Source organism: Kluyvera ascorbata ATCC 33433 (genome assembly GCF_000735365.1).
Lineage (GTDB): Bacteria > Pseudomonadota > Gammaproteobacteria > Enterobacterales > Enterobacteriaceae > Kluyvera > Kluyvera ascorbata.
Map to the genome: position 1 here is coordinate 1 of NZ_JMPL01000159.1, position 8,247 is coordinate 8,247.

Below are 8,247 nucleotides of genomic sequence, written 5' to 3' on the forward strand. Positions count from 1 at the left end.
GCTGCATCAACTGCGCGGAGTAGTCGGTACCGTTGCCCAGACGCTCCAGCCAGCCGCGGCTAAAGCGCAGGTGATAACGCACCTCTTTCAGCCCTTTGGCGGCGATGGCGGCAATCTGCGCGTCGCGGCTGTTAACCAGACGGCTGAACAGCGCCACGTGCCAGGCATCCATAAAGAACTGACGGGCGATGGTGTCGGCGAAATTGCCGTTCGGCTGTTCGACCAGCAGCACGTTGCTGAACTGGCGTTCGTCGCGGCCAAAGGCCAGCGTGTCTTCGTCGCCGCTGCCGTTCAGTTCGGCGGCATAGCTCAGGAAGTTGCGCGCCTGACCCAGCAGGTCGAGGCCGATATTGGCCAGCGCCAGGTCAATTTCCAGTTCCGGCGCGTGGCCGCACCAGGCACCTAAACGCTGGGCCAGCACCAGGCCGTTATCACCAAGACGCAGTGCATAGGTTGCAACGGGGTTTTGCGTGTTCATCGTTGCCTCACATATGTTCCATGCCGTCTGGCACGGTGTAGAAGGTCGGATGACGGTAGACCTTGCTCTCAGCAGGGTCGAAAAACTCACCGCGTTCTTCCGGCTGGGAGGCGACGATTTCGCTCGCCTTCACCACCCAGATAGAGCAGCCTTCGCTGCGGCGGGTGTAGGCATCACGCGCGTTTTCCAGCGCCATCTGATCGTCGGCGGCGTGCAGGCTGCCCACGTGACGGTGCGACAGACCCTGTTTGCTGCGGACAAATACTTCGTATAACGGCCAGTATGTTTTGCTCATCTTTTTTCTCCTCAGGCGGCATCGCGAGCGCGTTGTTTTTCGGCATGAGCCAGTGCGGCTTCGCGCACCCATGCACCCTCTTCCCAGGCTTTGCGCTTGGCGCCCAGACGTTCGTGATTGCAAATACCACGCCCGCTGATGACTTCATTCAGTTCCTGCCAGTCGATTTCTCCGTAGCGATAGTGACCGGTGGCCTCGTCCAGATAGAGGTCCGCATCCGGCACCTTCATGCCGAGAATCTCGACCTGCGGGACGGTGTTGTCGACGAAACGCTGACGCAGTTCATCGTTGGAATGCAGTTTGATTTTCCACGCCATGCTGCGGGCGCTGTTCGGCGAGTTGTCGTCGCTCGGCCCAAACATCATTAACGCCGGCCACCAGAAGCGGTTAATGGCGTCCTGCAGCATCTGACGCTGTTCTTCACTTCCTGCCGCCAGCGCCATACAGGCTTCAAAGCCCTGTCGCTGGTGGAAGCTCTCTTCTTTGCAGATTTTGACCATCGCGCGGGCATACGGGCCGTAAGAGGTACGGCACAGCGCCACCTGGTTGACGATCGCCGCGCCATCGACCAGCCAGCCGATCACGCCGATATCCGCCCAGGTGAGCGTCGGGTAGTTAAAGATGGAGGAGTACTTCATCTGCCCGTCGAGCATCTTCTGGTAGATGTCTTCACGCGCGCAGCCGAGGGTTTCCGCCGCGCTATAGAGATAAAGGCCATGCCCGGCTTCGTCCTGCACCTTCGCCAGCAGAATCGCTTTACGGCGAAGCGTTGGGGCACGGGTGATCCAGTTGCCTTCTGGCAGCATGCCGACGATTTCCGAGTGCGCATGCTGGCCAATCTGGCGGATCAGCGTCTTGCGGTACGCGTCCGGCATCCAGTCCTGCGGTTCGATGGCGGTATCCTGCGCGATGCGCTGGTCAAAGCGTTGTTCTTCTGTTGTCACGTCATCACCTTATGATTCCGATAAATTCAACAAATCAATTTTTGTGAATCATGTTGTTTTATAAAAGTTACATCTTAGTTAAATAGAACCACAAATTTTGTTTGTGAGTTTTGTGATGAGTACCGCAATACCCGTTGATTTATCGCAGTGAAACCGAATCATAATCAATACACGTAAAGTGTCTGCGATCGCATTGTTAATAAATTATTAAAATAAGGCTTGCTTTTCATGATTCAGAAAAGAACTATTAAATGCAGGTTTACGTAACATATCTGGAGAAACACCATGCAGCAGTTAGCCAGCTATTTGTCCGGCACCTGGCAAACCGGCCGGGGCCGTGCCCGTACCATTCACCACGCCATCAGCGGCGAACCGCTGTGGGAAGTGACAAGCGAAGGGTTGGATATGGCGCAGGCGCGTCGCTTCGCCATTGAGCACGGCGGCAAAGCGCTTCAGGCGATGACCTTTATTGAACGCAGCGCGATGCTGAAGGCGGTCGCCAAACATCTGATGGATCTCAAGGCCGATTTCTACGCCATCTCCGCCGAAACCGGCGCAACGCGCGGCGATAGCTGGGTGGATATCGAAGGCGGTATCGGCACCCTCTTCACCTATGCAAGTCTGGGCGGCCGCGAACTGCCGGACGACGTGCTGTGGCCTGAAGATGAACTGATCCCGCTGTCCAAACAGGGTGGCTTTGCCGCACGCCACGTGCTGACGTCAAAGTCCGGCGTCGCGGTGCACATCAATGCCTTTAACTTCCCTTGCTGGGGCATGTTAGAGAAGCTGGCACCGACCTGGCTTGCCGGTATGCCTGCAATCATCAAACCGGCGACCGCTACCGCCCAACTCACCCAGGCGATGGTGAAAGCCATCATCGACAGCGGCCTGGTGCCGGACGGTGCGATTAGCCTTATCTGCGGCGGCGCGGGCGACCTGCTCGACCACCTCGACAGCCAGGACGTGGTGACCTTTACCGGTTCGGCGCATACCGGGCAGCAGCTGCGCGTGCACCCGAACCTAGTGGCGAAGTCTGTCCCCTTCACCATGGAAGCGGACTCGCTGAACTGCTGCGTGCTGGGCGACGATGTCACGCCAGAGCAGCCGGAATTTGCCCTGTTTATCCGTGAAGTGGTCCGCGAGATGACCACCAAGGCCGGGCAAAAATGTACCGCTATCCGCCGCATTATCGTGCCGCAGGCTCAGGTGAAAGCGGTGAGCGACGCGCTGATTGCTCGTCTGCAAAAAGTGGTGGTCGGCGACCCGGCGCAGGAAGGCGTGAAGATGGGCTCGCTGGTCAATAGCGATCAGCGTCAGGACGTGCAGGACAACGTTAACCGTCTGGTGGAAGCCGGATGTGAAGTGCTGCTGGGGGGCAAAGCGGATCTCAACGCGTCCGGGGCGTTCTTCCCACCAACCCTGCTGTTCTGCGCGCAGCCGGATGAAGTTTCCGCGGTGCATGCGATTGAAGCCTTTGGCCCGGTCGCCACTCTGATGCCGTATAAGAATAGCGAACACGCGATGACGCTGGCTCGCGCCGGTGAAGGCAGCCTGGCGGGCACGCTGGTGACGGCAAGCGGCGAACTGGCGCGCGAATTTATCCTCGGCGCGGCCCGCGCACACGGGCGTATTCAGGTACTGAACGAAGAATCATCGACAGAATCCACCGGTCACGGCTCACCTCTGCCGCAGCTGGTACACGGCGGTCCGGGACGTGCAGGCGGCGGTGAAGAGCTGGGCGGCCTGCGCGCGGTGAAACACTATATGCAGCGCACCGCCATTCAGGGCAGCCCAACCATGCTGGCGGCGGTAAGCCAGCAATGGGTACGCGGCGCGCAGGTGGTGGAAGATCGTATTCATCCGTTCCGTAAGTATTTCGAAGAGATCCAGCCGGGCGATAGCCTGCTGACCCCGCGCCGTACGTTAACCGAAGCGGATATCGTGAACTTCGCCTGCCTCAGCGGCGACCACTTCTATGCCCATATGGACAAGATTGCCGCCGCCGACTCCATTTTCGGCGAACGCGTGGTGCACGGTTATTTCCTGATTTCCGCCGCTGCGGGTCTGTTCGTTGATGCGGGCGTCGGCCCGGTGATCGCCAACTACGGTATGGAAAACCTGCGCTTTATCGAGCCGGTGAAACCCGGCGATACCATTCAGGTGCGTCTCACCTGTAAGCGTAAAACGGTCAAACGCCAGCGCAACGCCGAAGAAAAAGCCACCGGCGTAGTGGAATGGGCGGTGGAGATTTTCAATCAGCATCAGCAGGCGGTAGCGCTGTATTCCATTCTGACGCTGGTTGCGCGTCAGCACGGGGATTTCCCGGCGTAAGACCCCGGCGTCGGCTACGCCTCGGCCGGGCTACAAAATGAACTCGTAGCCCGGCCGAGCGAAGCGACGCCGGGAATGCACCACATGAAAACCCAATGCCTCTGCGGAGGCATTTTTTGTAACTGGCAAAACTGACAAACAACCTGGCAAGCGCAAGCAAACGCTTCGTGACCTTCCGCTGTTAGCTTAAGAGACTGAAGCCGAAGTAGCAGCGGCAAGGCACAACATAACGATAAAATGAGGTCACAATGTCAAAAGGCTCGATTCGTTCAAACCGTAAAACAGCGCTGGCGCTGGCCGTCGCCCTGTTCTGCGCCTGGCAAGCTCCGGCATTCGCCCACGGCGGCGAAGCGCATATGGTTCCGATGGATAAAACCCTGCAAGATTTCGGCGCGGACGTCCAGTGGGATGATTACGCGCAGATGTACACCCTGATTAAAGACGGGGCGTTCGTGAAGGTAAAACCGGGAGCGAAAACCGCCATCGTCAACGGCAAAACCCTGAACCTGCAGGTGCCGGTGGTAATGAAAGACGGTAAAGCGTGGGTATCCGACACCTTTATCAACGACGTTTTCCAGTCGGGCCTCGATCAAACCTTCCAGGTTGAGAAAGTACCGCACCCGCTGAACTCGCTCTCTTCCGCCGAAATCAGCGAAGCGGTCACCATTGTGAAGGCCGCACCGGAGTTCCAGCCGAACACCCGCTTTACCGAGATTTCCCTGCATGAACCGGACAAACAGGCGGTATGGGCCTTTGCCTTAAAAGGCACCCCGGTTAATGCCCCGCGCACCGCCGACGTGGTGATGCTGGACGGCAAGCACGTGATTGAAGCCGTGGTTGACCTGCAAAACAAAAAAGTCCTCTCCTGGACACCGATTAAAGATGCGCACGGCATGGTGCTGATTGACGACTTCGTCAGTGTGCAGAACATCATCAACGCCAGCACCGAATTTGCTGACGTGCTGAAAAAACACGGCATTAAAGACACCACTAAAGTGGTCACCACCCCGCTGACCGTCGGCTACTTTGACGGTAAAGACGGCCTGAAGCAGGACGCGCGCCTGCTGAAAGTGGTGAGCTATCTGGATACCGGCGACGGCAACTACTGGGCGCACCCGATCGAAAACCTGGTGGCGGTGGTTGACCTTGAGCAGAAGAAAATCATCAAGATTGAAGAAGGCCCGGTGATTCCTGTCCCGATGGAAGCCCGTCCGTTTGATGGCCGCGACCGCGTAGCTAAAACGGTGAAACCGCTGGATATCATCGAGCCGGAAGGTAAAAACTACACCATCACCGGCGATATGATCCACTGGCGGAACTGGGACTTCCACCTGCGCCTGAACTCCCGCGTGGGGCCAATTCTCTCCACCGTGACCTATAACGATAACGGTACCAAGCGCCAGGTGATGTACGAAGGATCGCTCGGCGGGATGATCGTGCCTTACGGCGACCCGGACGTGGGCTGGTACTTCAAAGCATATCTGGACTCCGGCGACTACGGCATGGGCACCCTGACCTCGCCAATCGCTCGCGGCAAAGATGCGCCGAACAACGCCGTACTGCTGGATGAGACCATCGCCGACTACACCGGCACGCCAACCACCATTCCTCGCGCCGTGGCGGTATTCGAACGCTACGCCGGTCCGGAATATAAACACCAGGAGATGGGCCAGCCGAACGTCAGCACCGAGCGCCGTGAACTGGTGGTCCGTTGGATCAGCACCGTGGGTAACTACGACTACATCTTCGACTGGGTATTCCACGAAAACGGCACCATCGGCATCGACGCCGGGGCGACCGGTATTGAAGCGGTTAAAGGCGTGAAGGCGAAAACCATGCACGACCCAAGCGCCAAAGACGACACCCGTTACGGCACGCTGATCGACCATAATATCGTCGGCACCACCCACCAGCATATTTACAACTTCCGCCTCGACCTTGACGTGGACGGCGAGAATAACAGCCTGGTGGCGATGGACCCGGAAGTGAAGCCGAACACCGCGGGCGGCCCGCGTACCAGTACCATGCAGGTGAACCAGTACACCATCGACAGCGAGCAGAAAGCGGCGCAGAAATTTGATCCGGGCACGATTCGCCTGCTGAGCAACACCACTAAAGAAAACCGTATGGGTAACCCGGTCTCCTACCAGATTATCCCTTACGCAGGCGGCACGCACCCGGCGGCAACCGGCGCGAAGTTTGCCCCGGACGAGTGGATTTACCACCGCCTGAGCTTTATGGATAAACAGCTGTGGGTGACCCGTTACCATCAGGATGAGCGCTATCCGGAAGGGAAATACCCGAACCGTTCGGTGCACGATACCGGCCTCGGCCAGTACGCGAAGGATGACGAGTCGCTGACCAACCACGATGACGTGGTATGGATAACCACCGGCACCACCCACGTGGCGCGCGCCGAAGAGTGGCCGATTATGCCAACCGAGTGGGCCCACGCGCTGCTGAAACCGTGGAACTTCTTTGACGAGACCCCGACGTTGGGCGAGAAGAAGAAGTAAGTTGTGATGCTAAGACGGCCCCAGAGATGGGGCCGTCTTTTTGTGTTCGAAGCGGAGTCCGGGCTACATTCGATTGTAGCCCGGCCAAGCGCAGCGCCGCCGGGAACGTATCCGATGTCAAGCAGTTAAACAGCACAGTCCGTTACCAAAGCATGAAGTTTAAGGTTTTCTGAGCTGCAATAGCAGCCCTGTTCCAAGGACTGACATTCCACATTTCTGCTTAATTTGATTTGCATCGTTTTAGAGGCTGTAATCCGCTACTTGCTCAGGCAAAAGATCAGGCATCGCAATAGTTCGCCCTTCATCATCAACAAATTCAACCATGTAAGCCAGATATGGTTTTTCATGTATGAATACGATGGTACCCAGTACGCCTTTAGTTAACCCTTTATCCGGCAAATCTTCTGCTAACACAACCACCTCAAACTCTTCTCTTCTCATGGATTACATCTCACTTCACGAAAATCGTTGTCATACGTGGAACGGCGGTATCAGGTTCTCTCTGGTGGAAGATAATCACTCATTTGGTCTGGTAACAATGCGGGCAGAGCAATTGTTCGGCCTTTTTCATCACAGAACTCAACGAGATAAGCAAGTGTAGGGTTTTCAAATACCACGACTATCGTCCCGATCATCCCTTTTGCTAAGCCTTCCTCAGGCAAATCCTCTGCTAAAAGTACGACATCAAATTCGGCTCGTTTCATCATTAGCACTCTCATTTCACAAAAATAGTGGTTAGCCTTGGTACTAACGAATCTGTTTCATAGATCCAGCCCGTTCGAACTATCGCTGTTTCGCCATTTACCCCCAAAATGGGTATGTCTACAGCCATTTTTTGCCCAAAATTAATTGGGTCTAGCATCTTCGCTGGTGCCGACAATACCCCCTCCTGAACTCGTAGACCTAAAACGTCAGCATTCGTTGGGCTATAACCCAGTGCTGACTGGAACACCCTCGCTTTATGCCCTCCACTTGGATGAGTAGGGTTTAAAGAGTAAGTAGATAGTTTTCTGTAATCGACAACAGCATGTTCGGCATTTAGTAATGTTCCTGACTCAGAGATAAATCCCCTTAAAACTGGCGATTCAAACGTGGGGATTTTGCTGAATGTCGATAATTCTTCTAATTCTCCAGCTACGTTAATTCTTCCCATCGCCAGCCCGGCGGCGACAGACGCTGCGGTAATCAATAACCCCTTGTTGTCCATGACCTGGTCATAACCTGCTGGCGCATCGCCACCGAGCTGCTGTGCGGTCTGATGGAATTCCTCGACATTACCATTGTAGATACCACCCGCAGCCAGAAGACGTCCAACTGCTTTGCTGTTGATAATTTTACCCGCTTGGGCGTGCTGTATCGGAACATCGGAATAGTGATGTTTAATGGTCGGAGACGGCTTTCTTCCCTGATGCTCGCTGAGGCTATATTCATAGATTTGACGCACTGCCTGCTGAAAACCCTCGCTATAGGTATCCATGAAGCAGTCATAAATCAGATTACTGTCATCATCGAAGTAGAATGGATTACGGAAGTGGTCCCATTTTTCCTGGGTGTCTACGCCGACCATCCAGCCGTGATCCAGATTCCATTTCACGTCATCGTAGAGCCCGTCGTATTCAGTAAGTCGCTTGCGTTTATAGGGTTGAGCCGCGAATCGGTGGTAAACCCCTCTTCGTCGCTTTG

At 55.9% G+C, this 8,247-nt stretch carries 8 protein-coding genes; 2 read left to right on the forward strand and 6 right to left on the reverse strand.

What is annotated here, in order from left to right:
* The 3 genes from paaC to paaA all read right to left on the reverse strand — a co-directional run.
* Positions 1 to 478, reverse strand: a 478-nt coding sequence (gene paaC, locus GKAS_RS21650) for a 1,2-phenylacetyl-CoA epoxidase subunit PaaC (RefSeq protein ID WP_035897367.1), incomplete at its 3' end; no start/stop codon positions are given.
* A gap of 7 nt (positions 479 to 485) precedes the next feature.
* Positions 486 to 773, reverse strand: coding sequence for a 1,2-phenylacetyl-CoA epoxidase subunit PaaB (paaB, locus tag GKAS_RS21655; RefSeq protein ID WP_032943000.1), 288 nt, complete (start codon positions 771 to 773; stop codon positions 486 to 488).
* A gap of 11 nt (positions 774 to 784) precedes the next feature.
* Complete coding sequence (gene paaA / locus GKAS_RS21660; RefSeq protein ID WP_035897370.1) at positions 785 to 1,717, reverse strand: 1,2-phenylacetyl-CoA epoxidase subunit PaaA; 933 nt, start codon at positions 1,715 to 1,717, stop codon at positions 785 to 787.
* A 285-nt stretch (positions 1,718 to 2,002) separates the two neighbouring features.
* Here paaA and paaZ point away from each other — a divergent pair, with 285 nt between their 5' ends.
* Together paaZ and tynA are read left to right on the forward strand one after the other, a co-directional pair.
* Positions 2,003 to 4,048 carry a phenylacetic acid degradation bifunctional protein PaaZ gene (gene paaZ / locus GKAS_RS21665; protein ID WP_035897372.1) on the forward strand — a complete coding sequence of 682 codons (2,046 nt, stop codon included), beginning with the start codon at positions 2,003 to 2,005 and terminating at the stop codon, positions 4,046 to 4,048.
* A 248-nt stretch (positions 4,049 to 4,296) separates the two neighbouring features.
* Positions 4,297 to 6,564 carry a primary-amine oxidase gene (gene tynA, locus GKAS_RS21670; RefSeq protein WP_035897374.1) on the forward strand — a complete coding sequence of 756 codons (2,268 nt, stop codon included), beginning with the start codon at positions 4,297 to 4,299 and terminating at the stop codon, positions 6,562 to 6,564.
* Between the two features lie 240 nt (positions 6,565 to 6,804).
* Here tynA and GKAS_RS21675 read toward each other — a convergent pair whose 3' ends face one another.
* From GKAS_RS21675 to GKAS_RS24990, 3 genes are all read right to left on the reverse strand, one after another.
* Positions 6,805 to 7,005 carry a DUF4926 domain-containing protein gene (locus tag GKAS_RS21675; RefSeq protein ID WP_035897376.1) on the reverse strand — a complete coding sequence of 67 codons (201 nt, stop codon included), beginning with the start codon at positions 7,003 to 7,005 and terminating at the stop codon, positions 6,805 to 6,807.
* 50 nt (positions 7,006 to 7,055) lie between these two features.
* Entirely contained in the window at positions 7,056 to 7,271 is a 216-nt protein-coding gene (locus GKAS_RS21680) for a DUF4926 domain-containing protein (protein WP_246870760.1), read from the reverse strand.
* Positions 7,272 to 7,279: 8 nt separating this feature from the next.
* Positions 7,280 to 8,247: DUF6883 domain-containing protein (locus GKAS_RS24990; protein ID WP_051910833.1), on the reverse strand; the 968-nt coding region annotated here is incomplete at its 5' end.

Bases quoted from the DNA above. Each gene is read 5' to 3' on its own strand.
- paaB (WP_032943000.1), bottom strand. From the start codon at position 773: ATGAGCAAAACATACTGGCCGTTATACGAAGTATTTGTCCGCAGCAAA.
- paaZ (WP_035897372.1), top strand. From the start codon at position 2,003: ATGCAGCAGTTAGCCAGCTATTTGTCCGGCACCTGGCAAACCGGCCGG.
- tynA (WP_035897374.1), top strand. From the start codon at position 4,297: ATGTCAAAAGGCTCGATTCGTTCAAACCGTAAAACAGCGCTGGCGCTG.
- GKAS_RS21675 (WP_035897376.1), bottom strand. From the start codon at position 7,005: ATGAGAAGAGAAGAGTTTGAGGTGGTTGTGTTAGCAGAAGATTTGCCG.
- GKAS_RS21680 (WP_246870760.1), bottom strand. From the start codon at position 7,271: ATGATGAAACGAGCCGAATTTGATGTCGTACTTTTAGCAGAGGATTTG.